20 protein-coding genes are annotated in these 23,589 nt (G+C 73.5%); 13 read left to right on the top strand and 7 right to left on the bottom strand.

All coding sequences use genetic code 11. The features are described 5' to 3' along the window. The first annotated feature begins 74 nt into the window (after positions 1-74). A complete protein-coding gene (locus ACQP00_RS35055) occupies positions 75-1,436 on the top strand; it encodes an MFS transporter (protein WP_433203953.1) in 1,362 nt (453 codons plus the stop codon). A 27-nt stretch (positions 1,437-1,463) separates the two neighbouring features. Here the strand turns inward: ACQP00_RS35055 and ACQP00_RS35050 are convergent, their stop codons facing one another. The 3 genes from ACQP00_RS35050 to ACQP00_RS35040 are packed head-to-tail and all read right to left on the bottom strand — an operon-like array spanning position 1,464 to position 2,912. Continuing rightward, on the bottom strand, positions 1,464-1,652 hold the full coding sequence (locus tag ACQP00_RS35050; protein ID WP_433203950.1) for an antitoxin: 189 nt from the start codon (positions 1,650-1,652) through the stop codon (positions 1,464-1,466). Beyond that, positions 1,649-2,278 (bottom strand): pyridoxamine 5'-phosphate oxidase family protein, encoded by a 630-nt coding sequence (locus ACQP00_RS35045; RefSeq protein ID WP_433203947.1) that lies wholly within the window; start codon positions 2,276-2,278, stop codon positions 1,649-1,651. The genes ACQP00_RS35050 and ACQP00_RS35045 overlap by 4 nt, the downstream gene beginning before the upstream one ends. A gap of 25 nt (positions 2,279-2,303) precedes the next feature. After that, positions 2,304-2,912 carry a TetR/AcrR family transcriptional regulator gene (locus ACQP00_RS35040; RefSeq protein WP_433203944.1) on the bottom strand — a complete coding sequence of 203 codons (609 nt, stop codon included), beginning with the start codon at positions 2,910-2,912 and terminating at the stop codon, positions 2,304-2,306. 76 nt (positions 2,913-2,988) lie between these two features. Here ACQP00_RS35040 and ACQP00_RS35035 point away from each other — a divergent pair, with 76 nt between their 5' ends. Further along, entirely contained in the window at positions 2,989-4,089 is a 1,101-nt protein-coding gene (locus ACQP00_RS35035; protein ID WP_433203941.1) for an FAD-dependent oxidoreductase, read from the top strand. 6 nt (positions 4,090-4,095) lie between these two features. Here ACQP00_RS35035 and ACQP00_RS35030 read toward each other — a convergent pair whose 3' ends face one another. Beyond that, on the bottom strand, positions 4,096-5,919 hold the full coding sequence (locus ACQP00_RS35030) for a hypothetical protein (RefSeq protein WP_433203938.1): 1,824 nt from the start codon (positions 5,917-5,919) through the stop codon (positions 4,096-4,098). Positions 5,920-6,040: 121 nt separating this feature from the next. On the opposite strand from ACQP00_RS35030, the gene ACQP00_RS35025 reads away from it, so the two are divergent. Next, positions 6,041-10,567 (top strand): NB-ARC domain-containing protein, encoded by a 4,527-nt coding sequence (locus tag ACQP00_RS35025; protein ID WP_433203935.1) that lies wholly within the window; start codon positions 6,041-6,043, stop codon positions 10,565-10,567. A 63-nt stretch (positions 10,568-10,630) separates the two neighbouring features. On the opposite strand, the gene ACQP00_RS35020 is transcribed toward ACQP00_RS35025, so the two are convergent. Then, entirely contained in the window at positions 10,631-11,530 is a 900-nt protein-coding gene (locus ACQP00_RS35020) for an aminoglycoside phosphotransferase family protein (protein WP_433203932.1), read from the bottom strand. A 77-nt stretch (positions 11,531-11,607) separates the two neighbouring features. On the opposite strand from ACQP00_RS35020, the gene ACQP00_RS35015 reads away from it, so the two are divergent. The 5 genes from ACQP00_RS35015 (at position 11,608) to ACQP00_RS34995 (ending at position 15,977) form a co-directional block, all read left to right on the top strand. Continuing rightward, the gene (locus ACQP00_RS35015) at positions 11,608-12,315 is read left to right on the top strand and encodes a DUF1775 domain-containing protein (RefSeq protein WP_433203929.1); all 708 of its coding nucleotides are present in this window, start codon (positions 11,608-11,610) and stop codon (positions 12,313-12,315) included. Between the two features lie 69 nt (positions 12,316-12,384). Then, positions 12,385-13,278, top strand: coding sequence for an ABC transporter ATP-binding protein (locus tag ACQP00_RS35010; RefSeq protein ID WP_433203926.1), 894 nt, complete (start codon positions 12,385-12,387; stop codon positions 13,276-13,278). 58 nt (positions 13,279-13,336) lie between these two features. Next, positions 13,337-14,059: an ABC transporter permease gene (locus ACQP00_RS35005; RefSeq protein ID WP_433044411.1), complete on the top strand. Its 723-nt coding sequence runs from the start codon at positions 13,337-13,339 to the stop codon at positions 14,057-14,059. A 30-nt stretch (positions 14,060-14,089) separates the two neighbouring features. Next, positions 14,090-15,229 (top strand): sensor histidine kinase, encoded by a 1,140-nt coding sequence (locus ACQP00_RS35000; RefSeq protein WP_433203923.1) that lies wholly within the window; start codon positions 14,090-14,092, stop codon positions 15,227-15,229. Between the two features lie 88 nt (positions 15,230-15,317). Beyond that, on the top strand, positions 15,318-15,977 hold the full coding sequence (locus tag ACQP00_RS34995) for a GntR family transcriptional regulator (RefSeq protein ID WP_433203920.1): 660 nt from the start codon (positions 15,318-15,320) through the stop codon (positions 15,975-15,977). A gap of 43 nt (positions 15,978-16,020) precedes the next feature. On the opposite strand, the gene ACQP00_RS34990 is transcribed toward ACQP00_RS34995, so the two are convergent. Then, positions 16,021-16,491 (bottom strand): hypothetical protein, encoded by a 471-nt coding sequence (locus tag ACQP00_RS34990; RefSeq protein ID WP_433203917.1) that lies wholly within the window; start codon positions 16,489-16,491, stop codon positions 16,021-16,023. A 176-nt stretch (positions 16,492-16,667) separates the two neighbouring features. Here ACQP00_RS34990 and ACQP00_RS34985 point away from each other — a divergent pair, with 176 nt between their 5' ends. Continuing rightward, positions 16,668-17,177, top strand: a complete 510-nt coding sequence (locus ACQP00_RS34985; protein WP_433203914.1) for a hypothetical protein — start codon at positions 16,668-16,670, stop codon at positions 17,175-17,177. A gap of 380 nt (positions 17,178-17,557) precedes the next feature. Further along, a complete protein-coding gene (locus ACQP00_RS34980; RefSeq protein ID WP_433203911.1) occupies positions 17,558-19,561 on the top strand; it encodes a TOPRIM nucleotidyl transferase/hydrolase domain-containing protein in 2,004 nt (667 codons plus the stop codon). Positions 19,562-19,856: 295 nt separating this feature from the next. Here the strand turns inward: ACQP00_RS34980 and ACQP00_RS34975 are convergent, their stop codons facing one another. Then, positions 19,857-21,218 carry a tetratricopeptide repeat protein gene (locus ACQP00_RS34975; RefSeq protein WP_433203908.1) on the bottom strand — a complete coding sequence of 454 codons (1,362 nt, stop codon included), beginning with the start codon at positions 21,216-21,218 and terminating at the stop codon, positions 19,857-19,859. 204 nt (positions 21,219-21,422) lie between these two features. On the opposite strand from ACQP00_RS34975, the gene ACQP00_RS34970 reads away from it, so the two are divergent. The 3 genes from ACQP00_RS34970 to ACQP00_RS34960 all read left to right on the top strand — a co-directional run bounded on the left by ACQP00_RS34970 (position 21,423) and on the right by ACQP00_RS34960 (position 23,585). After that, entirely contained in the window at positions 21,423-21,836 is a 414-nt protein-coding gene (locus tag ACQP00_RS34970; RefSeq protein WP_433203905.1) for a pyridoxamine 5'-phosphate oxidase family protein, read from the top strand. A gap of 136 nt (positions 21,837-21,972) precedes the next feature. Then, positions 21,973-22,476: a SigE family RNA polymerase sigma factor gene (locus ACQP00_RS34965; protein WP_433203902.1), complete on the top strand. Its 504-nt coding sequence runs from the start codon at positions 21,973-21,975 to the stop codon at positions 22,474-22,476. Beyond that, on the top strand, positions 22,476-23,585 hold the full coding sequence (locus ACQP00_RS34960) for a hypothetical protein (protein WP_433203899.1): 1,110 nt from the start codon (positions 22,476-22,478) through the stop codon (positions 23,583-23,585). The genes ACQP00_RS34965 and ACQP00_RS34960 overlap by 1 nt, the downstream gene beginning before the upstream one ends. Positions 23,586-23,589 lie beyond the last annotated feature (4 nt).

Below are 23,589 nucleotides of genomic sequence, written 5' to 3'. Positions count from 1 at the left end.
CGACCCTACCGCCGGTACGGCATACCTAAGCGATGCCGATTCCGGCGAGCGTGCCAATCCCTAGCGTTCCCGGCATGACGATCACCGCGACGCCGGCGCAGGCCGTCGGCACGCCCCGGGCCGTGCTGCCGGCCCTGCTCACCGTGACGTTCCTGACGGCCCTCGACTTCTTCATCGTCAACGTGGCGATGCCCGCGATCCAGGTCGACCTGCGGGCCGGGCCGGCCGCGCTGCAGTGGGTGGTGGCCGGGTTCGGGCTGGCGCTGGCGGCCGGGCTGATCACCGGCGGGCGGCTCGGCGACCTGTACGGGCGGCGCCGCGTCCTGGCCATCGGCCTGGCGGTCTTCACGGCCGCGTCCGGGCTGTGCGGGCTGGCACCGAACGCGGGGGCGCTGATCGCCGGGCGGGTGCTGCAGGGCGTGGGCGCGGCGCTGCTCATGCCGCAGACCCTGGCCATCCTGCGCACCGCCGTGGCGCCGGCCGAGCAGCCGCGGGCGTTCTCGCGGTACGCGCTCACGCTCGGGCTGGGGGCCGTGCTCGGGCAGGTGGTCGGCGGGGTGCTGATCCGGGCCGACCTGTTCGGGCTGGACTGGCGGGCCTGCTTCCTGATCAACCTGCCGGTCGGGGCGGTGGCCCTGTGGCTGCTGCGGCGGGTGCCGGAGTCGCGGGGGACCGGCGCGCGGCTCGACCTGCCCGGGGCCGCGCTCGTCACGGCGGCGCTGGTCGCGCTGGTGCTGCCGCTCATCCAGGGGCGCGCGCAGGGCTGGCCGGCCTGGACGTGGGTGAGCCTCGCGCTCGCCGCCGTGCTGTTCGCCGGGTTCATCCTGCTGCAGCGGTACCGCCCGGAGCCCCTCGTCCACCCCGCCCTGTTCAAGGTCCGCGCGTTCGCCGCGGGGCTGGTCGCCGTGCAGGCGTTCTGGATGGGGCAGGCGTCGTTCTTTCTCGTGCTCGCGCTGTACCTGCAGTCGGGGCGCGGGCTGTCGGCGCTGCAGAGCGGCGCGGTGTTCACCGCCGTCGGCGCCGGGTACCTGCTGACCTCCCGCCGGGCCCACCGGGTCGCGGCGCGGCTCGGGCGGGCGACCGTGGCGGTGGGCGGGCTGGTCATGGCGGCCGGGCTCGGGGCGCTGGCGCTCACCGCCGACCGCCCGCTGCCCTGGGTGCTGCCCGGCCTGGCGCTGGAGGGGCTGGGGATGGGGCTCGCCCTCGGGCCGCTGACGACCCTGGCCCTGTCGGCGGTACCGGCGAACCACACGGGATCGGCGTCCGGCGTGCTCGCCACCGTGAACCAGACCGGCAACGCGCTCGGCGTCGCGCTCATCGGGATCGTGTTCTACCAGGCCGCCACGATCGCCGAGGGGTTCCGGGCGAGCGTGGCGGCGCTGGTGGTGCTGGAGCTGGCCCTGGTGTTGCTGGCCCGGCTGCTGCCGCGGGCCTGAACCCGGCGGGGGGATCAGGCCGGGGGATCAGGCCGGCCGGGTGCTGTCGCCCTCGCCGGTGTGCTCCTGGGCGAAGTCGACGCCCTTGTCGATGTGGTCGCTGTACTTGTTGCCGGTCTTGTCGTCGACCACGTCGCCGATCTTGTCCAGCGCCTGGTCGACCTTCTCGTCGTGCTGGTCCGCGAGGTCCTTGACCTTGTCGAAGAAGCTGTTCATCGGCCCACGGTACCCAACTGGGCGGCCGCCGCGCCGAAGAAGTCACCCCCCTTGCGCCGCACGTCGTCGGTGCCCCACGCGCGGTCCTCGGCGGTGACCTTGCGCAGCCGCGGGATGTGCTTGGCGCAGTGGATGTACGCCTCCTCCACGAACACGTTCACCCAGCGCTCCGGGCGCCGGCCGGGCACCTGGTCGTACGGCAGCTGCGGGTGGTCGCGGCGCATCTCGGCGTCGCCGGCGACCGTGGCGTGGCCGTTGACGTGCAGGCCGATCACGTCGCGGAAGAAGTCCACGAACAGCAGCCCCACGTTCGGGTTCTCGACGAGGTTGCCGACGCTGGCCATGACGCCGTTGCCGCGGTACTCCGGCCAGGCCAGCCGCCCCGGCGCCAGCACCGACACGAAGCCCGGCGGCCCGGCCCGGAACGTGTTGTCGCAGTGGCCGAGCGCGTCGGCGGTGGCCACGAACATCATCTCCTGCCGCCCGACGAACTCGATCATCTGCTCGTTGAGCGCGGGCAGGACCTGCTGGCGGTAGAAGCGCTCGGCCCGCTCCACCGTCCCCGCCCGCTCCTGCATGAGCCGCTCGCCCGCCGATCCCGCGTGTACTGCCTGATCGCCTCCCATCAGGGCAGAGTCACACATTCGTGGGCTAAACATGTCGCACATCGTGTGCGATCCATGGACGCAGCGCTACCTTTGTGGCACGTTCGACGGCCCGCTGGATGGCCTGCGGATCGCGCTCGTCCTGGTTCAGCAGCGCGTGCAGTGCGCCGGTGACCGCCCCGACGAACGCGCCGACGAGCGCGGCCGCCGCCACCACGTCCAGCTCGTCCGGGAAGGCCCCGGCGAGCTGGCGGGCGATCTCCTGCTGGACGTCCATCTGGATCTGCAGCGCCCGGCCGCGCACCGCCGGCACCTCGGCGATGAACCGCATCCGCAGCGCGGCCAGCCGCCCGGTCAGGTCGTCGCCGTCCTCGCCCACGATCGACAGGGCCCGCAGCAGCACCTCGGCCGGCGTGTCGGCCGGCCCGCGCGCGGCGATCGCGTCCCGCGCGGCCCGCACCCGCTCGTCGGTCTCGGGGAAGAGCAGATCCTCCTTGGTCGCGAAGTACCCGAAGAAGGTCCGCGTCCCGATCTCCGCGGCGGCGGCGATGTCGGCGACCGTCGTCTGCTCGTAGCCGTCGCGCTCGAACAGGTCGGTGGCCGCGGCGACCAGCGCCCGCCGGGTCCGCGCACGCTTCAGCTCCCGCAACGACATGCCGGCGAGCATATCGCATCGAATGTTAGTTGGCACTCATTGCAAACTTGCACTCAGTGCGGATATCGTTCGGGGCATGACGCCTTCGGTTCTCGTCTCCGGCGCCGGCGTGGCCGGCACCACCGCCGCCTACTGGCTCGCCCGGCACGGCTTCCGGGTCACCGTCGTGGAGCGCTCGGCCGGCCAGCGCTCCAGCGGCAACCCCGTCGACGTGCGCGGCCCCGCCCTGCCCGTCGCCCGCGCGATGGGAGTGCTCCCGGCCCTGCGCGAGCGCGCGACCCATGCGGACGGGATGCGGGTGGTGGACGGCACCGGCCGTACCATCGCGGCCCTGCCCATGCAGACCGAGGACGGCGCCCTGGAGATCCCGCGCGCCGACCTCGCCGCCACCCTGTTCGAGGCGGCCGCCACGGCCGCGGACTTCCGCTTCGACGACTCGATCACGGCGCTGCACGCCGACCCGTCCGGCGTCGACGTCACCTTCGACCGCGGCGCGCCCGCGCGCTTCGACCTCGTGGTCGGCGCCGACGGGCTGCACTCGGCGGTGCGCCGGCTCGCCTTCCCGGACGCCCGGGTCGAGCACCTCGGCGTGTGGGTCGCCACCATGCCCCTCGGCGAGCCGGCCGACGACCCGCGGCACGTCCTGCTCTACAACGAGCCCGGCCGCGTCGTGTCGATCCACCCCTCACGCGGGGAGGCCCTCGTCGCGTTCATCTTCCGCGGCCCCGACCGCCCCGGCCTCGACCACCGCGACACCTCCCTGCACCGCCGGCTCGTCGCCGCGGCCTACGCGGGCGCCGGCTGGCGGGTGCCGGCGCTGCTGGAAAAGCTGCCCACCGCCGACGTGTACTTCGACAGCGTCAGCCGCGTCCACCTGCCCGCCTGGACCCGGGGCCGGACCACCCTGGTCGGCGACGCCGCGTCCTGCGTCTCGCTGTTCGGCGACGGCTCCAGCCTCGCGATGGCCGGTGCTCGCTCGCTGGCCGCGGCCCTCGCGGGCGCGGGCGGGGACCTCGCCCTCGGGCTGCGCCGCTACGAGGCCGAGCACCGCGTGCGCACCGACGCGAAGGTGCGCGGGGCGGGGCGGGCGGCGGCACTGGTGGTACCGAAGACGCGCCTCGGTCTTGCCGCCCGCAACGCCGGCGCCCGGGTGATGACCCTCGTGTCATCACACTGAGGCGGGTCAGCCCTGACGCTCCCGCTGGGCGTCGAGGTGCGGGGTCTGCTCCGGGACCATCGGGGTGGTGTCGCCGAGCAGGGCGTGGCGCACCGCGAGGGCGCGCAGCAGGTGCGCGATCTCGGTCTCCGGCACGCCCGCGCGGATGCAGGCGCGGCGCAGCGGGTCGTCGAGGGTGTACCGGCCCGGGAGGACGGGTTCGAGGCGCCGTCCGGCCAGGTTCAGGACGCCTGCCAGGACGTTCTCGCGGCGTACCGGGGCCGGGGTCTCGCCCGCGCCCGGCAGCGCCGAGTGCCACTGCCGCAGCCGGCGGGCCAGCACCGCGCCCGCCACGGCCAGCCCGGCCAGCACCGCGAGCGTGGCCGCGGCCGGCGTCACGTGATCGGCGCCGAGCCGCCCCAGCGCGAGCACGACCAGCGCGGCCGCGATCGCCCCGGCGGCCGCGCCCGGCAGCGCCACCAGGGTGATCGGCGCCTCGGTGGCCGGCGGCCGGACCCGCTCCAGGCCGGCCAGCAGCGGCGCGGTGTGCGGCGGCCAGGTCCACGGGCGGGTGAGGACGTCGTCGAGTAGCCGGCCGTACGCCGTGCCCCGGGTCGTCCGGAACGCGAGCCACCGCCCGGCCAGGGTCGTCGTGTCGTGGTCCCGCCCGGCCAGCAGCGCCGTGGCCACGCCCCGGTCGAGCTGGGCCCGGTGCACCAGCGCGGTCGGCCACGCCGGGTCGTCGGCGCAGCGGGCCAGGATCGCGTGCAGCACCGGCGGCTCGTCCGCGGCCCGGGCCACGGCCTCCAAGTCGAGGGGGTCGCCGGTCGCCTCGGCCGCGGCCACCGCCGCCTCGGCGTCCCGGCGGGCCAGCAGGGTCAGCGGGGCCGAGCCGGGGCCGCCGGTGGCCGCCATCCGGCGCAGCACGTCGTCGGCGGCCGGGATCGGCCGCTCCGGGTCCTCGGAGTGCCCGCCCGCGTCGAGCAGCGGCAGGAGGGTCAGCAGCCGGGACAGCCAGCGGGCGTCCCGGGCGGCCGGGGCCGTGCCGGCGAGGGCCTCGATCTCGATCCGGGCGGCCCGGCGCACGCCGTCGTCGTCGCACGCCCCCGCCGCGAGGGCGGCCCGGAACAGCAGCCGCCGGTCGGGCAGCGCCGACAGGTCGTCGATGATCCGCCAGCGCTGCTCCTCGGTGGCCGTCCGGGCCGCGTCGACGGCCTCGCTGAGCAGTCCCGCGGGCCACGGGCGCTGGCTCTTCAGCCGGTCGGCCAGGGTGTCCCAGCCGCCCTTGCCGGCGGCGGTGGGGTCGGGGGCGGCGGGGAGTACCACCGCGGGAATGTGGAATCCGGGCACGGGCTCGGCGTGCGAGAGGGTGATGACGGTCGAGGCGGGCGCCGCGCGCTCCAGCGGGCCGGGCAGCCCGGCCACGGCCGCCCGGACGGCACCGCCCGCGTCGTCGAGCCCGTCGAGCAGCACCAGGTAGCCGTGCTCGGTCGCCGCGTGCTCGGTGATCGCCGCCAGCACCACGTCGGACGTGACCGGCCCCTCGGCCGCGAGCTTGGCCAGGTCGACGTGGACCGGCCACTGAGCGGCGGCCGGATCGGCGGCGGCCCGGCGCCACGCGGCCCGCAGCAGCCACGGCAGCGGCCGCGGCCCGGCCGGCCCGGGCGCGGTGAGCAGCCACAGCCGCTCCCCCCGGCGGTCCAGCAGCCCGGCCGGGTCGACCCGCTCGCCGGCCGTGCCGAGCAGCGCGGGCGCCTCGGCCCGGTCGCCGGACCCGGCCTCGAGGTGGTGGTTGGCGTGCCGGCGCAGCGCGCGTTGCGCCGCGTGCCGCTGCATCCGGTTCGCGGGCATCGACGTCGAGGCTCCCGACGGTAAGGGACGGTGACCTTCACCATCGTGCGGTCGTCGATCACTGCGCGTAGCCGAACCCACGCGACGTCCATCGAAAGGGGTACACGTTACTGTGGCGTTCGTGGCCGACCGGGTCGACGTGCTGATCGTCGTGGCGCTGCCCGAGGAGTTCGCGGCCGCCCAGGAGGCGCTGGCCGGCGCCGGGCCGTTGTCGGTGCGACTGGTCCGGGCCACCGGCCCCGGCGGCCGTGAGCTGGCGCCGCTGCTGGCCACCCTGACCGAGACGCTGCGGCCGGCCGTCGTGGCCATGTGCGGGGTGTGCGCGGGCAACCCGGCGAACACCGCGCTCGGGGACGTGGTCGTCGCCGAGCCGGTGTACCAGTGGGACGAGGGCCGGCTGGCCGCCGGCGGTTTCGAGGGTGACCACCGGCAGTTCCGGCTGGACACCGCGTGGGTCCGGGCCGCGCAGGACTTCGACCCGTCCGGGCTGCCCTGCCACGGCCCGGCGGACGCCGCGGCGGCCCGGCACTGGCTGCTGGACCGACTGCTGCTCGGCGAGGACCCGCGCACGCATCCGGCCCGGGCGCGGTACTTCACACCCGGCACCTGGCCGTCCGCCCTGGCCGCGCTGGAGACCGAGGGCCTGATCGACCGCGCCCCCGACGGCGCCGCACGGCTGACCCCGGCCGGGGAAGCCCTCGCCCGGCGGCGCGGCTACGACGACGTGGACGGGCCGCAGCGCCTGCCGTTCGCGGTCCACGTGGCGCCGATGGCCTCCGGCAACGCGGTGCCGGCGGACGGCTCGATCTGGGCCCGGCTGCAGCGCCTGGGCATGGGCGGGATCACCGCCGCGGAGACCGGAGCCGCCACGGTCGGCACCGTCGCGCACCAGGGGCGGGTCCCGCGCTGGCTGGTCGTCAAGGGCGTGGCGGACCACGGGGACGCCACCGCCGACGACGACCGGTACCGCGCGTTCGCCGCCCGGGCCTCCGCGCAGGTGCTGGTCGCGCTGCTGCACCGGCTCGTGCCCGCCCTGCGTACCGAGGCGGCCGGCGGGCGCCGGCCGGTGTTCTCCATCCCGCCGCCCGAGCCGGGCGACATCGCCCGCGCCGGGATCGCCCGGGACCTGCTCGCCCGGCTCACCTCGGCCGACGCGAGCCTGGTGGCGATGACCACCGCCCTGGCCGGGGCGGGCGGGTTCGGCAAGACCACGATGGCCCGGATGCTCGTGCACGATCCGCGGGTCCGGGATCGGTTCCCGGACGGGATCGTCTGGGTGACCGTCGGCGAGGACCTGGCGGGCCCGGCGCTCGCCGACGCCATCGACAACGCCTGCGCGGCGATCACCGGCGTCAAGCCGCCCTTCACCGACCCGACGGCGGCCGGCGCCGCGCTGGGTGACGCCCTGGGCGCCGGGCGGTTCCTGCTCGTCGTCGACGACGTCTGGTCGCCCGAGCAGCTCCGGCCGCTGCTCAGCGGCGGCCCGAACACCGTCCGGCTGGTCACCACCCGCCGGCGCAGTGTGCTGCCGTCCGGCGCGGCGACGGTCGACGTCGACGCGATGACCGCGATGGAGGCCCGCGGGCTGCTGACCGCGGGCCTGGGGGAGGTACCCGAATCCGCCCAGGCCGACCTGCTCGGCCTGACCGGCCGCTGGCCCGTGCTGCTCGGCCTGGTCAACGGCGCGGCCCGGGTCGACGTCCGGGACGGGGCCGAGCCGTCCGCGGCGCTGCTCGGCATCCGCGACAGCCTCCGCGACGGCGGCCTCACCGCCCTCGACCCGCGCAGCCCGCACAGCCGGGCCGGCGCGGTCGCGGCGACCGTCGGGGTCAGCCTGGACCGGCTCCAGCCGCAGGAGCGCCGCCGCTTCCACGAGCTCGCCATCTTCCCGGAGGACGTCGAGGTGCCGGTGCCGGTGGTCACCCGCTACTGGGCCCACACCGCCGGCCTGACCGGCGCCGGGACCGAGGCCCTGCTGCGCACCCTCGCCGACCTGTCGCTGCTGACCTCGTCCCGGCGCGACGGCGCGCACCGCATCCGGCTGCACGACGTCCTCCGCTCCTACCTGCGCGACGCGGTCGCCGGGCGGCTGCCGCAGCTGCACGGCCGGTTCCTCGACGCCCACCGCGACCTGCTGCCCGGCGGCGAGTGGTGGCAGGCGCCGTCTGGCGAGGCGTACCTGTGGACCTGGCTCGCCGTCCACCTGGCCGACGCGGGACGGCAGGACGAGCTGCGCCGGACCGTGCTGCATCCCCGGTGGCTGACCGCCAAGTTGGATCACCCGGGCGCCGCCGCCGTCGCGGCCGACCTCGTCCTGTGCCGGAGCAACACCGCCGCCCACCTGGAGGGCGTCATCCGGCAGAACGCCCACCTGCTCGGCCGACTGGACCCGCCCGGCGCGGCCGCGGCGACGCTGGCGTCGCGCATCCGGCCCGGCCACCCGGCCTCGGCGATCGCCGGTGACCTCGTCGCCGCCTTCGACACGCCGCAGCTGGTCGCGACCGCCCCGCCGCCCGACCTGCCGCAGCCGGCCCTGATCCGAGTGCTCACCAGCGACGGCCGGCGGCCCGGCCCGCTCGCGGTGACCCCGGACGGTGCGCTGCTCATCTCGGGATCGGGTGACGGCCGCGTCGACCTGTGGGACGGCGACACCGGTGCCGCGGTGCGGACCTGGCGGCACGGCGGCACCGTCATCGCCCTGGAGGTGGCGGCCGACGGCTCCTGGGTGGCCGCCGCCGGGCGGGGCGTGCGGGTCTGGGACCTGGCGATGAAGGTCGAGCGGCACGTGCTCGCCGGCCCGGCGACCGGTACCGACGTCACCTGCCTGGCCTCCACCCCGGACGGCGGGCTGCTCATTGGCGGCGACACCGACGGGGACGTGTGGGTCTGGGACACCGCCTCGGGCGACCTGCGGTTCCGCCTCGCCGGACACCGGGCGGCCGTCATGGTGCTCGCCGTCTCGCCGGACGGCCGGCACCTCGCCTCGGCGGGCGGCTCCCCGCTGCCCGAGCGGGACACCGCCGTCCGGCTGTGGGACCTGCGCACCGGCGACCTGGAGCGGGTGCTGCCCGAGCACCCGGGACCCGTCCGGGCGCTGCGCTTCGCGCCCGACGGCACCTGGCTCGCCGCGGCCGGGATGAGCGACGTCATCCGGCTGTGGGACGCCCGCTCCGGCGACCTGCGCGGCGAGATCTCCAGCGGCGCCAAGACGGTCGACGCCCTGATCGGCGGGGCCGGCTGGCTGGCCGCGTCGGGCGGCTCCCTGATGGACGACGCATCCGGCTTCGTCGCGGTCTGGGATTTCGGCGCGACCGGGCCGCGGCAACGGTGGCGCCGAGACGGCCTGGCCGAGCAGCACGCCCTCGCCCTCGCACCCGGCGGCGAGCTGCTGCTGTCCGGCGGCGGGACGCTGCTCGGCCAGGGCGCCGACAACTTCGTCCGGGTCTGGTACGCCGAGTCGGGCGAGCTCTACGCGACGCTCGTCGGGCACGGCAACGGGGTGAGCGGCATCGTCACCCCCGGCCACCGCCGCTGGACGGCCACCACCTCGAACGACGGGACCGTCCGCGTCTGGCGGTACGAGTCCGCCGGCGCCCCCACGGCGGACTCGGCCGTGGCGCTGCTCGCCGGCGACCCGGGCGGCCGGTGGCTGGCCACCGCCGGCGCCCCCGCGGTGGACTCGGCCGTGGCGCTGCTCGCCGGCGACCCGGGCGGCCGGTGGCTGGCCACCGCCGGCGAGGAGCGGCTGCACGTCCGGGACACCCGCACCGGCGCCGTCGAGCGGGTGCTCGACGGCGGCGACCGCAGGATCGAGACGATGGCCGTCGCGCCGGACGGCTCGTGGCTCGCGACCGGCGGGCAGGACCGGCTGGTCAGGATCTGGGACACGGCGAGCTGGGAGCCGGTCCGCGAACTTGGGCGGCACGCGTTCTGGGTGACCTCCCTGGCCCCGGGCCCGCACGGCGCGCTGCTGGCGTGCGACGGCGCCGTACGGCGCTGGGACGTTCCCTCCGGCGCGGAGGTGGGCGAGCCCGAGTTCGCCGGCCTCGAGGAGCCGTTGAAGGTCGTCGCGGTGGCACACGACGGCTCCTGGTTCGCCGCTGGCGGCGGGGAGGCGGGCACCCGGGCCGAGAACCCGGTCGTCATCGGTGTCCGGGCCACCGGCGCCCGGCACGTCCTGCCCGCCCACCGCCGGGACATCGCGGCGCTCGCCGTGGCGCCGGACGGCTCCTGGCTCGCCTCGACCGGCGACGACCGGGTGCTGGTCTGGGAGCCGCTCGACGGACGGCTGCGGCACGAGCTCGGCGCCGGCGGCGCGCCGCAGCGGCTGCTCGCCGCCGGTCCGGACGGGCGCTGGCTGGCCGCCGCGGGGCAGGACGGCCGGGTCCGGGTCTGGGATCCCGGAACCGGCGACCTGCGCCACGTCCTGCCCGGGCACACCGGTGCGGTCCGGGCGCTCGCCGCCGTGGACGCGCGCCGGCTCGCCACCGCCGGCGACGACCGCAGCATCCGCGTCTGGGACGTGACCACCGGCGCCGCCGTGGGCGCGATCCGGGTCGACGGCGGGCTGACCGCGCTGGCCGCGCACGGCCGGCTGATCCGGGCCGGCGGCGCCCGCGGCTGCTACTGCCTGCGGATCACCGGCTGATCACGCGCTGCTTGCGGACCACCGGCCGATCACGCGCTGCTTGCGGACCACCGGCTGATCACGTCACGCGAAGTCGGCCGCGATGCGGTTCGCGGCAGCCAGCATGTCGGTCGCGACCGGTTCGAGGCCGATCTCGGTCAGCAGCAGCCCCGTCGAGACCCGCTCCGCGTTGCCCCACTCCCAGATCGCCCGCTCGTCCCGCCCCGTCCGCGCGGCCAGCCAGCGGGACCGGGCCCGCGGGTCGGGCGCCGCCAGCAGGTCCTCGGGGTCCTCGCGCATGAGCACGCCCAGGTCGTACTCCGCGTCGGCGAGCAGCCCGTCCGGGTCGACCAGCCGGAACCCGCCGTCCGGCGCGCGCAGCGCGTTCCACTGGTGGACGTCGCCGTGCACCAGCACCGCCCGCTCGTCGTCGTGGGCCGCGCCCCGCCGCGCGCAGCAGTTCAGGGCGTGCGCCACGGTCCGCTCCGGGCACGGCCGGCCGGTGCGCTCCCAGGCCGCGGCGATGAAGCCGGCGAGCCATGCCGCCTTCCACCGCCCGGTCGGCAGCCCCGCGTCCGGAGCGGGCCGCCAGATGCGCGCGGCCAGATCCGTCAAAAGCTCCAAACGCCCCGTCAACGGTACGTCCAGTGCCGACAACGACACCCCCAGCCGCTCCAGCAGCAGAGCCGAGCGCGACGCGTCCTCCCGCAGCAGCCGCGCGCACCCGTCGCCGTCCGCCAGCCGCAGCACCGTCGCCTCGTGCCGCGCGTGGTCGCCGGGGCGGGGCACGAGCACCTTGAGCACCGCCTCGGTGCCGTCGGCGAGGTCGGCCGCCACGACGAGCGCCTCCGTGCCGTCCTCGTACACCGGCCCGAGCGTCAGCCCCCAGTCCCGCTCCAGGCCCGCCAGCAGGTCGGGCAGGGACGCCAGCCAGTCGTGCGCGCCGGCCGCGAGGGCCTTGCGCCGGACCACGTCGGAGATCATGCGGGCAAGGATAGGAACTACATTGGTCCGCGCGCCGCCTATCACTTTCGATGCCGTCTGGGGAAGGATCCGGTCTCGTGCAGATTCGTCGTCTCGTGGGCACGCTCACGGCCACCGTCGCCGTGAGCGCCGCCGTGCTCGCCCTCACCGCCGCCCCGGCGTCCGCCCACGTCGCCGTCAAGGCCGACAAGGCACAGGCCGGCGCCACCGACGTGACCATCACGTTCAGCGCCGAGGCCGAGAGCTCCAAGGCCGGCATCGCCTCGGTCAAGGTCGCCCTCCCGGCCGGCATCGCGCCCGCCGACGTCAGCCTCGCCTCCGGCCCGTCCGGATGGGCCCTGGCCGCCGACGCCGACGGCTTCACGGTCAGCGGCCCGGCCCTGGCGGCCAAGAAGGACGCCGAATACGCGGTGAAGGTGGCCAAGCTCCCGGCCGACGCCACCGAGCTGGCGTTCAAGACGCTGGTCACCTACACCGACGGCAAGGTCGACCGGTGGATCGACGCGGCCGGCACCGACAACCCGGCCCCGGTGCTCAAGCTCGCCGCGGCCGCGCCCGGCGCCCAGGCCCCCACCTCGGCGGTCTCGTCCGTCGCCCCGACGTCGGAGGCGGCCACCCCGACCACGGCGGCCGCCGCGCCGATCACCACCGCCGCCGACGCCGCCAACGACGAGGCCGACAGCTCCGCCACCCCGTGGATCGTGCTCGCCGTCGTCGTGGTCGTCGGCCTGCTCGCGGTGCTGTTCTTCCGGTGGCGCCGGGGGAGGAACCAGGGCGGCGCATGACATCCGTCATGGGGTCGCGCGTGACGCGATGCAGCCGCACCGGGGTCGATCCCCGGCCATGCTGAGGGCATGACGAACGAAGCAGTCCAGCTGGCCGGCCTGACCAAGCGGTTCGGGCCGGTCACCGCCGTCGACGGCCTGGATCTGACGATCCGCCGCGGCGAGGTCGTCGCGCTGCTCGGCCCGAACGGGGCCGGCAAGTCCACCACCATCGACATGCTGCTCGGGCTGGCCCGCCCGGACGCCGGCCACGTCAGCCTCTACGGCGAGCCGCCGGCCAAGGCGATCGCCCGCGGGTCCGTCGGCGCGCTCATGCAGTCCGGCGGGCTGCTGCCCGACCTGACCGCCGGCGAGACCGTACGCCTCGCCGCCGCCCTGCAGCGCAACCCCCGCGACGTCGGCGAGGTCATCGAGCGGGCCGGCGTCGCCGAGTTCGCCGGGCAGCGCGTCGGCGGGCTCTCCGGCGGCCAGCAGCAGCGCATCCGCTTCGCGATGGCCCTCGTCAGCAACCCCGACCTGCTGGTCCTGGACGAGCCCACGACCGGCATGGACGTGGAGACCCGCCGCGCGTTCTGGGCCTCGATGCGCGAGGAGACCGCGCAGGGCCGCACGGTGCTGTTCGCCACCCACTACCTCGAAGAGGCCGACGACTACGCCGACCGGATCGTGCTGCTGCGCGCCGGGCGTGTCATCGCCGACGGTACCGCCGCGCAGATCAAAACCGCGGTGTCCGGGCGCACCATCCGCGCCACCATCCCCGGCGCCGACCTGGCCGGCCTGGCCGGGCTGCCCGGCGTCGAACGGGTCGAGACCCGCGGCGACTCGGTGCTGCTGCACTGCGACGACTCCGACGCCGCCCTGCGCGCCCTGCTCACCGCCACCGCCGCGCACGACATCGAGGTCACCAGCCGCAACCTCGAGGACGCCTTCATCGCTTTGACCGTCGCCGGGAGCACGGCGTGATCCCCATGAGCCGCAACCTCGCGCACACCTTCGTCGCCCTGACCGCCAGGAGCTCGCTGTGAATCTGACCTATCTCCGCCTCGAAGCCGTCCGCCTGGTGCGCAACAAGCGCGCCGTCGTCTTCTCCACCCTGCTGCCGGCCCTGCTCGTGGTCATCATCGGCGGCGTGTCGGTCGGCAACGACCCCGACGCCAAGAAGTACGTCATGGTCAGCATGGCCCTGTTCGGCGCCATGACCGCGGCCATGTTCAGCGGCGGCACCATCGCCGTCGAGCGCGGCCTCGGCTGGAACCGGACCCTGCGGCTGACCCCGCTCTCGCCCGGCGCGTACGTGCTCAACAAGGTCCTCCTGTCGCTGCTCATGGGCATCCCGCCGGTGATCGTGACGTTCGCGATCGGCGCGCTGGGCCTGCACGTGCGGCTCACCGCGGCCGAGTGGGTGCTGTGCTTCGCCGGGGCCTGGCTGTCGTCGCTGCCGTTCGCCGCGCTCGGGGTCGTCGTCGGGTACCTCGCCAAGCCCGACAGCGTCCAGCAGGTCTCCGCCCTGCTCAACCTGGTGCTGGCGGCCTTCGGCGGCCTGTGGGTGCCGGTGACCCTGATGCCGCACGCCCTGCAGGTTATCGCCAAGTTCACGCCGTCGTACTGGACCGGGCAGGTCGCCCGCAGCCCGCTCGACGGCGGCCACATCGACACCCAGGCCATCGTGGTGCTGCTGGGCTGGACCGTCGTGCTGGGCGTGATCGCCCTGCGCCGGTTCCGCGTGGACACCGCCAGGGCCTGACACAGCGTAGGAGCGGCTACCGTGTTCGCCATGCCGAAAGCGCAGCCCGACCTTCGCCCGGGGCCAGGAGCCGGAAGGTTCTTCTGGCTCTGGGCGGCGGTCTGGCTGTTCTACATGGCCGGCCCGATCATCGACGCCTGGCACCGCCCCGAGATCTGGGAACGGCTCCTCGGGATGGCCGCCGCGCTGGGCTTCTGCGCCATCTACCTCAGCGGGTTCATCGTCGTCCGCCGGCACTACCGGTCCACCGGGGCGGAACCCTCCCGGACCGCGTCCGCCGTGCGCCTCGGCGGCCTGGTGGCCACCGCCGCCGTGCTGACCCTGGTCGTCGGCGAGTCCGGGCTCACCACCCTCGTGTACATCGGCGTCACCGCGGTCTTCACGTATCCCCCACGGGCCGCGTGGAGCATCGTGTTCGCCTCGGCCCTGACCGCCGGCTTCCTGCCCCGGATCGTGCCCGGCTGGGACGGCACCATCGACCTGCTCTTCGCGGTCATGGTCGCCGCCCTCGCCGTGTGGGGCGTGACCCGCGTCGTGCAGCGCAACGCCCAGCTCGCCGAGGCCCGCGGCGAGATCACGAGGCTGGCCATCGCGGCCGAGCGCAACCGGTTCGCCCGCGACATGCACGACCTGCTCGGCCACTCCCTCACCGTGGTCTCGGTCAAGAGCGAGCTGGCGGCCCGGCTCGTGCAGCTCGCCCCCGAGCGCGCCGAGGCCGAGCTGGCCGACATCCAGCGCCTGGTCCGCGAGGCCTTGGCGGACGTGCGGGCGGCCGTCGCCGGGTACCGCGAGATGTCCCTGGCCACCGAGCTCGCCTCGGCCCGCAGCGCCCTGGACGCGGCCGGCATCGAGGCCGACGTCCCGGTCACCGGCGAGGCGGTCGACCCCGAACGCCAGGAACTGTTCGCCTGGGTCGTCCGCGAGGGCGTCACCAACGTGGTGCGCCACAGCGAGGCCAAACACTGCTGGATCCGCCTGGACCGCGGCACGGTGGAGATCAGCGACGACGGCCGCGGCCCGCAATCCGCACCCGAGGAGCCGCCCACCTCGGAGGGCACCGCCGGCCACGGCCTGGGCGGCCTGCGCGAGCGCCTCGACGCCGCCGGCTGCGCCCTGACCATCGGCCGCCGCGACGGCGGCGGCTTCCTCCTGCGCGCCTCCTCGGTGTGACGCACTTCCTCGGTGTGACGCGCGCCGATCCGGTCCATGACGTGCTGCGCGCCTCGCCGGTCTAGCGCGAGACGATAGGGTCCATGACGTGGCCACGCGCGGAGAGGACCGAGCCGGATCGGCGCACGCCCGCGACGCCCTGCGCGAGGCGATCCTCGCCGGTCAGTACCTGCCGGGCGAGCGCCTGGTCGAGGCCCAGCTGAGCGACCGCCTGGGTGCGAGCCGCTTCAACGTGCGCATCGCCCTGCAGGACCTGGCCGCCGAGGGCCTGGTCGAGATCCAGCGCAACCGCGGCGCCCACGTCCGCAAGGTCTCCCTGGACGAGGCCATCGAGATCACCGAGGTCCGCATGGTCCTCGAAGGCCTGGTAGCCGCCCGCGCCGCGGAGCGCGTGACCCCGGACCAGGCAAGCGAACTGGACGAGATCGGCCTGCTCATGCGCCGAGCGGTGACGGCCGGCGAGCACCGGCGGTACAGCGACCTGAACCACCGCCTGCACGCCCTGATCCGCACCATCGCCGCCCACCACACCGCGGACGGCATCATCGAAACGCTGCGCGGCCAGCTGGTCCGGCACCAGTTCATGCTCTCCCTGCTGCCGGGCCGCCCGCAGACGTCACTACCCCAGCACGAGGCAGTGATCGCCGCGATCCGCGCCCACGACGCCAAGGCCGCCGAGTCCGCCATGCGCGAACACATCGCCTCGGTGATCGAGGCCCTGCGCTCGATCGACACCCTCGGCGCTTAGCCCTCTCGTCGCGCAGCTCACCGCCAGGGCCGGTGCGGTCGGCTCAGCACTGCCAGAACTGGAAGTAGTCACGGAAGCCGTCGCCGGTGAAGACCAGCGCCCGGCCGTCGGACAGGATGTTGACCCAGCCGCCCGCCCACCGCGACCCGTTCGTGTGCGACCTGGTCGACCACACCGGGACGCCCTGCGGCGTGTAGACGGCGAAGAACCCGTTCGGCGACATCCAGGCCCGGGAGCCGGGATGCGCCGTGGTGTGCGAGGCGGCGCACGCGTACTGGCCGGGTCGGGCGAAGTCGCGGTACAGCACCAGATTCCCGTCCCGCTGCATGAACAACCGGTACCGCCCCGCCACCAGATACTGCCCCGGCGTGAGCGTCTCCCCGGGCAGCAGCGACGCGGTCCCGTGCCCGGCCTGCGCGGCGCCCGGCTCGAGCGGAACCGCCACGGCCACCCCGAGCAGCGCGAACACGGCCAGGCGCAGCGCCCGAGCACCCCAACGGTTCATCAGCTTCATAGATCGATAATAGTCGACACTGCCGCCATCATGATCGAGGCACCAGGCACACACCATTAGCGGCATGAGAGGAAACCTGATCATGTGTTGGTCGGCGGCCCGAGTCGCCCAAATAGAAGCGGCGAGTTGCACATTTGCAAGGTGATGTCACGATGGGCACCCAAGGAGGTGCTCCAGTGACGACCGCGCTCGCGGTACTCGGGGTTCTTGTCGCCGCAGGCTCACTGCTCTTTTCGGGATGGCAGGCGCGCATCCTGTCGCGCCAAACTGCGGTGCAGAACGGAACCGCTGGCGCGGCAACGATGCAACAACTCTTCAGCTGGTTGCATGAAGTCCAAGGCCGCCTCCTCGATGAGCCGCGGCTTCTGCCGTTCTTCCAGGTAGGAGAGGTCGTCCCGCAGGATCTCAGCCCTCAAGAGAACGTTCGGCTCCGGACCTTTGCCTCGATGTACTCCGATGTGCTCACCATCGGCCTCTTCTTTCACAAGTCTGTTCCGCAGACTGATTCAATCAAAGAGTGGCACGCCTTCTGTATTCGTATGCTCAAACACTCCGAGCCGATCAGGATCGAGGTTGCGGCCAAGCCGTTCGGATACCCCGATCTTTGGCCACTCCTGCGCGATCACTTCCCTGAGGCACTTCAGCCGACCCTGCAGCAGCCCCAACCCGCTCGATCGAATGAATGAACTTCGCTGAGTACTTGGCGGCGTCCGGCTGCACAGGGTCCTCGCCGCTTTGGGCCCGGGCGGCGCATGACGCGTGGCCGTCACGAGCTCGGGGGTTGGCCGGCCTGGCGCGCTGCGGGTGGATCGTCTCCTGCTGGGCCAGCATCGCCAAGAACCCGGCGATCTTCTGAGTGCGCGTCCCGGCCCGCTTGACGGCGTACGTGCGTAAACCAAGATCAGTACTCCGGCCTGTCGATGTTCACTCCACCTCGCTGCTGCGCCCGTGCCGCCAAGCGGCCGTGCCGGGTAGACGGGATGCACGCGACCGCTCGGCATGCGGCTTCGGGTGCTGACGCATCGGCTGGTTTGCTGGACGCATGCGTTTGTCCTCGGTTGCCGCAGTGGAGCTGCTGTCCTTCGCAAATCTTGATCTTGAGTTGCGGGAAGGGTTGTCGGTCATCGTCGGACCGAACGGCAGTGGCAAGACGAACCTCGGACGCGTGGTGCGGATGACGGTAGAGGCCGTACGCGCCGCGGCCAACGGCGACTTCGCCACATTCGACCAGGATTGGTCGCTCGCTGGGCGGTACGGCAGCCCGCGGTTCGAGGCACGGCTGGGACTGGTGCTGGATCACGATGACGAGGGCGCCGTCATCGAGGACTGGGCGCATGCGGCGGTTCTATCGGCGTTTCAGGTCCAGAACACGCAAATGCTGGACGAGCTCGACGCGTTGGTGCCTGCTCACCTGCATGCCCGGGAGATACTGACCCGCGGACAGCTGATTGTCCGGCGCGACGAACGGCATAGCGATCCGTGGTTCGTGTACTGGCAGACCACCGACCCGGTCGCGTGTATCGATCTGCGGCACAACACGTTCGCTGCCGGCCCGGTCGACGAACACCCTGCACGGGCATCATCACGGTCGAGGCCGCAGGACGTCCTCGGTACGCCGGACGGCCCGCTACCGGACGTCAACCAGCACACCCTGCCGCACTGGACCGATTCATATTCGCGGGCGCTGACGTCGTTCACGCTCGCCGATCTGATGCGAGCCCCTGCTCCGGTCGACCTCATCGCGCGCCGTACCGGACGCGATCCCGAGCTTCCGTCGCTGCGCCGTCTGGTAGCGCGATTCTCCCGGCTCCGAGGCTTCGCTGCCGACACACTCACGTTTGCCCATGTCCTGGACGAACTGCTGTTGGCCATCCTGGTTACGGACAACCGGCGGCTACCCGTCAGGACTCTGATTGAACCAGCCGAACTCAACACTCGACCGCAGTTGGCGGATGGCAGCGGTCTGGCCGTCGAACTGTCGCAGCGCAAGAACGGCGACGCCGCGGGCCGGATGCGGTTCCGGGCCTCGCAGGAGTTGTTCGAGGAGGTCACGGGGCGACGGCTCGAGGTGTGGCAGCAGGCTGGTGCGACCGAGGCAGAGGGACTGCGTGTCACCCCGGTCGTCGTTGACACCCCTGCCGGCCGGCACGTGGACGTCGCCCTCCAGTTCGCCGGCGCGGGCGTCGAGGAGAGCGCGTGGCTGGCGACGCTGCTGACCAGCGATAAGGACACGCTGATCCTGGACGAACCGGCTACCAATGTCAGTGCAGTTGCGCAGCGTCGCCTGCTCGCGGCCGTGCAGACTAGTCGCTCTGACCGGCAGACAATCGTGATCACCCACAGTGCTGATCTCGTGCCGGTCCACGAAGCGGCCGACCTGGCCGTTGTCACCAGGCTCACTCGTCATGCTGATACGACGGCGGTCCACCGGCCGCAGCTCGACCAACGCGACTACGAAGACCTCAAAGAGCTGCTCCGGCAATCGCAGCTACGGGCGCTGCTGTTTGCGGCGGGCGTCGTGCTGGTGGAAGGCCCGACCGAAGTCGACGCCTTCGAGACGTGGCTGTCCCGCATCAGCGCCCCGGACCTGCCTACCCCCGAAGGCTCATACGTGGTGTTCGTCAACGTGGGCGGCGACGAACGGTTCGCCAAGTACGCGAGGCTCATGGAGACCATGGGCATTCCGTACGCGATCGTCGCTGACGGCCCGGCGTTTGCGCCCGGCAAGGCACTATCGAAGTTGCCCCGGCCGGCGCCAGCCGCCGACGACCCGGACAACGAGCTTTTCGGCGACGCCGTACGACGGTGGCAACCGTACCGGGTCCGGACACTTGCCACGGAATACGGCATCGGCGAACGCAAAGGACTTGGCGAGATCGAGGCTTTCTTCGAGTCAGTCGACCCCGCAGGCTGGGCCACCCTCGCCCGGGAACCCGGGCGTAAGGACAAAGCGCTCCTCGGGTTCCGTTTCGCCAGTCGCACGCCCGTACCCGAGGCGGTTGTTGACCTGTGGCGACTCCTGCGCCAGGATCTCGGCCTGACGCACCCGACCAGCCAACCGACTGGATAGGTACAACTATCAGACGCTTCAGGACCGGGCGCATTCAGCGCAAGCGAGCGCCGCTCCTCCGGATCGAAAGGCCGAAGCGCCAGCCCCGGCAGCGCCCAACTCGCGGCAGATCCGGTGACCACAGTCGAACTCGCCGGTCGTCCCGTGCATGGCTGCACATCACGTTTCGCGAGTTCGGCGGGCCGGATGGCCACGGTGACGTGTCGTCGGCGGGGGCAGATTGTGGGAGGTGGGTTTCGCTGGCCGGCGGTGCGTCCGACGTTCCGGAGGTGGGCGCCACCGATGACGGCAGTCGCTAGAGCGGCGGACCGTCGGCCGCGTCGCTGGGTTGAGGCGGTCCCCAGGGCGACGGCTCGTCGCGTTGCATGACGGTGATGGCGTCGGTGACCCGGCCGAGGTCCAGCAGGTAGGTCGACAGGTCATACGTGTGGGTGTGCTCGTCGTGGGTGAGCAGTTCGACGGCCTCCTCGGTGCGTCCCGCGCCGGCCAGCAACCCGGCGAGCGTCAACACCCCGTACCAGGTGTCGCCTTCCGGGTGCGCCCGTGCGAGCTCGATCGCTTCCTCGTGCCGGTCGAGCTCCGCGAGCAGCGGCAGCCGCATCCCGAAGAACTCCCAGCCCTCCTCGCCGCGGTCGGCCTTGAGCTCGTCGAGGAAGGTCAGGCCGTCGGCGGCGCGTCCCTGCTCGGCAAACTCGGTGCACAGCCACTGGGTGAGGCAGTCGTCGTGTCCGGTGCCGCTCACGATCAGCGGTCGTAGCACCTCGACCGCCTCGTCGATACGACCGTGCCGCATCAGCAGCTCCGCCAGCGGCGCCGCCCGGCAGATCCATGGCACGACGGCGTCGTCGAGGCGCCGGTAGACCTCGATCCCGCCGGCAACGTCGCCGCGCTGCTCCAGCAGCTCCGCGAGACGCTTGGCGGCGTGGCCGTGGGAGTCCGCCGCCGCATAGGCCCGCAGTTCCTCGACCCGGTCGTGCCGGGCGAGGAGGTCGGCGAGCTGGTCGCCGCCGTTGACCGAGGTGCCGTGGCGGGTGTGCAGCAGCGCGATCGCCTCGTCGACGCGGCCCTGCCGCTCCCGGATGCCGGCGAGCAGGCCGATGGCGTTGAACGGCCTGACCTCCCTCGACTGGCACGCCGGATCTTCGCAGACACGCACGGCGACGTCGATGCGGGCCTGCAGCAGCGCGACGGCGTCCGCGTCGCGGCCGCACGCCTCCGCCACATCGACCAGGGCGGCCGCGATCGACCAGTTCTCGACGTGCGGGCGGAGCAGCTCGAACGCCTCCGCGGCGCGCCCGTGGCGGGCCAGCAGCCGGCCGAGGAACTCCAGCGCGGACCGGTCACCAGCCGCCACATGGGGACGCACCAGCGCGATCGCCTCCTCGCCCTGCCCCCACCGCTCCAGCAGCCGCGCCAGCGCCTCTGCCGCCTTCCACCAGCCCGTGGCGACGAACGGCGCGAGCACCGCACGGGCCCGCTGCGGCGTGGCGTCCTCGGCGACCGCCAGGGCACAGAACCACTCGCCGCGGGCGGCCTGCCGCTCCACCTCGTCGGCGTGGCCGAGCTCGAGCAGCCGGGTGACCGCATACGGCGGGATACAGCCGGTCAGCATCCGGGTGCGGTAGTCGAGATCCTCCGCGTCCAGGGTGTCGAACACGCCAGGCAATGTATCCGCCGGGTACGACAATTCTCCGCGATCCACCGCGCCAGCAGCATCCACAACCGCGAGGCGATCGCCGACCGAGCCGTTCGCCGAGCCGCGCAGCAGCCGCGCCGAACAGGACTCCGCGCTCACTCGAATCGTGACCGCGTAGCGCCCGGGGGTCTGGATCCTGTCGGTGGTGGGTAGGAGCCTTGGTTCATGTCGCTTTCGATTCCAGAGCGCGAGGAGTTTCTCGCCCAGCCGCATGTTGCCGCCCTGTCTGTGAGCGCGGGCCCGGGCCGTGGGCCGTTGGTCGTCCCGATCTGGTACCACTACGTCCCGGGCGGTCCGCTCTGGGTCTCGACCCATCGGGATTCGCGTAAGGGAAAGCTGATTGCCGAGGCCGGTCGGTTCTCACTGATGGTCGATCGGGTGGCGCCCACGACGCGCTATGTCTCGGTCGAGGGGCGAGCCAGCGTGATCGGGCCTTCGAGCGATGATGATCTCCGTGTGATTGCTGGCCGGTATCTCGTGCCGGAGAAGGTCGAGCCGTACGTGAGGTTCGCGCGGGGCGAGTACCGGATCGAGCTTGAGCCGGAGCACTGGCTCTCCTCGGATCTCGGCGAGCCGTGATCGACCGGTAGCGGCAGGCGCACGCCGGCAGCGCCGGCACGGCCGCGTAGGGCGGGAGGGGTTCGGCGCGCAGCGGATGGGGGTGTTCTCGCATCTATCCAGGTGAGACCGAGACCGCTGCCCCCGGGGAGGCTGCATGGAGTTCGAGGAGTTCGCGCAAGCGCGGTTGCCGGCGCTCCTGCGGTACGCCGCGCTGTTGAGCGGGGATCGCGAGCTGGCCCGGGACCTGGTGCAGGAGGTCCTCACCAGGGCGCTCGTGCGGTGGCGGCGCATCGGTGCGGTGGCTGAGCCGTACGCGTACGTGCGGACCATGGTGACCAATGAGTTCCTGTCCATGCGCCGCCGGCGGGTGCTGCCGACGATCGCGTTGAGCGGTACGACGACCGTCGCGCAGGCGGATCGGACGGGGGAGCTCGGCGAGCGTGAGGATCTGTGGCACCGGCTCGCGCAGTTGCCGCGGCAGCAGCGGGCGGTGCTCGTGCTGCGCTACTACGAGGACCTGACCGACCAGGAGATCGCCGACGTGCTGGCGTGCCGGCCGGCCACGGTCCGGGCGTACGCCGCCCGCGCCCTGGCCACGCTGCGGATTTCGCTGGCCGCCGAGGAGTCGATGTCGACCCGCAACCTAGGAGCGAGATGATGAGCGACATCCAGCAGCTGCGACGCACGCTCGTCGAGCACGAGGATCTGGCGCCGTACGGGGCCGGCCTGATCGAGGCGGCGCAGGCCGGGGCGGCCCGGGTCCGGCGGCGCCGGCGGGTCGGGTACACCGCCGCGGTGGCGCTGGCGACCGCGGCCGTGCTCGGCGGGGCGCCCACCCTGATCGGCGGCCCGAGTGCGCCCGTCGGCGCGAGCGCGGCGCCGCACTACCGCGACGCGATGCAGGCCACGCTCGGGATCGCCGACGGGTCGGGGTACAAGGCGTTCTTCCACGGCGTGGTGGGCAGCACGCAGTACGCCGTGGCCCGGCCGGTGGCGGACCCGAACCAGTTCGGGGGCACCGTGCTGGTGCACGACCCGGGTACCTACGACGGCCGCCGGCTGCTGGCCGGTGCGCGCGTCACGGTGCACGGCCATCCGGCCTACTTCGTTGCCGACCTGGGCCTGGCGACCGGGGCATCGGATGCGGGCCCGCCGGTTTCGTGGCCCAAGACCACGCCGCAGCCGGTACCGGCGGTCGGCTGGCAGGACGCGTCCGGGGTATGGGTCGTCGTGTATGCCGATGGCCCGCTGTCCGATCCCCGGTCCACGCTGCTGCGGGTCGCCGCCGCCGTGACGCTCGGCCCGCCGGCGGACGTGCGGGTGCCCTTCCAGCTCGGCTACGTGCCGGCCGGACTGCGGCCGACGCTGGCCGAACTCGATCACTATGACACCCAGGCGGCCCTCGTCGGCCTCGGTGGCCGGCCGAGCTGGGACAGTCTCTGGCCGCCGTCGGGAGTCAACACCAAGTTCCCGGTCGGCATCCAGGTCCTGCCCCGCAGCGACTACGTGGATTACCCCGAGGCAGGCCGGCCACCCACCACGCAGATCGCCGGCCACGACGTCTGGTACTACACCGACCCGCGGACGGCGGGCCGGGTCTTCCTGGCGCAGGGCAGCAACATGGTCGTCCACTTCGGCCAGTGCTACATGTCGATCTTCGTGGCGGACCGGGCCCAGGTTCCGTACCCGGAGCTGACCAGGATGGTGACGGACATGCGGTTCGCGGACTGCCACGATCCGGCCACGTGGCTGCCGCCGGTCGGATAGGGCG

This window comes from Dactylosporangium sp. CS-047395, from assembly GCF_050942185.1.
Lineage (GTDB): Bacteria > Actinomycetota > Actinomycetes > Mycobacteriales > Micromonosporaceae > Dactylosporangium.
Note: the sequence above shows the minus strand (reverse complement) of the source record. Positions and strands in the feature narration are given on the sequence as shown.

Excerpts from the sequence above, each read along its gene's own strand:
- ACQP00_RS35055 (WP_433203953.1), top strand. The coding sequence starts at position 75 with ATGACGATCACCGCGACGCCGGCGCAGGCCGTCGGCACGCCCCGGGCC.
- ACQP00_RS35050 (WP_433203950.1), bottom strand. The coding sequence starts at position 1,652 with ATGAACAGCTTCTTCGACAAGGTCAAGGACCTCGCGGACCAGCACGAC.
- ACQP00_RS35045 (WP_433203947.1), bottom strand. The coding sequence starts at position 2,278 with ATGGGAGGCGATCAGGCAGTACACGCGGGATCGGCGGGCGAGCGGCTC.
- ACQP00_RS35040 (WP_433203944.1), bottom strand. The coding sequence starts at position 2,912 with ATGTCGTTGCGGGAGCTGAAGCGTGCGCGGACCCGGCGGGCGCTGGTC.
- ACQP00_RS35035 (WP_433203941.1), top strand. The coding sequence starts at position 2,989 with ATGACGCCTTCGGTTCTCGTCTCCGGCGCCGGCGTGGCCGGCACCACC.
- ACQP00_RS35030 (WP_433203938.1), bottom strand. The coding sequence starts at position 5,919 with ATGCCCGCGAACCGGATGCAGCGGCACGCGGCGCAACGCGCGCTGCGC.
- ACQP00_RS35020 (WP_433203932.1), bottom strand. The coding sequence starts at position 11,530 with ATGATCTCCGACGTGGTCCGGCGCAAGGCCCTCGCGGCCGGCGCGCAC.
- ACQP00_RS35010 (WP_433203926.1), top strand. The coding sequence starts at position 12,385 with ATGACGAACGAAGCAGTCCAGCTGGCCGGCCTGACCAAGCGGTTCGGG.
- ACQP00_RS35000 (WP_433203923.1), top strand. The coding sequence starts at position 14,090 with ATGCCGAAAGCGCAGCCCGACCTTCGCCCGGGGCCAGGAGCCGGAAGG.
- ACQP00_RS34990 (WP_433203917.1), bottom strand. The coding sequence starts at position 16,491 with ATGAAGCTGATGAACCGTTGGGGTGCTCGGGCGCTGCGCCTGGCCGTG.
- ACQP00_RS34970 (WP_433203905.1), top strand. The coding sequence starts at position 21,423 with ATGTCGCTTTCGATTCCAGAGCGCGAGGAGTTTCTCGCCCAGCCGCAT.
- ACQP00_RS34965 (WP_433203902.1), top strand. The coding sequence starts at position 21,973 with ATGGAGTTCGAGGAGTTCGCGCAAGCGCGGTTGCCGGCGCTCCTGCGG.
- ACQP00_RS34960 (WP_433203899.1), top strand. The coding sequence starts at position 22,476 with ATGAGCGACATCCAGCAGCTGCGACGCACGCTCGTCGAGCACGAGGAT.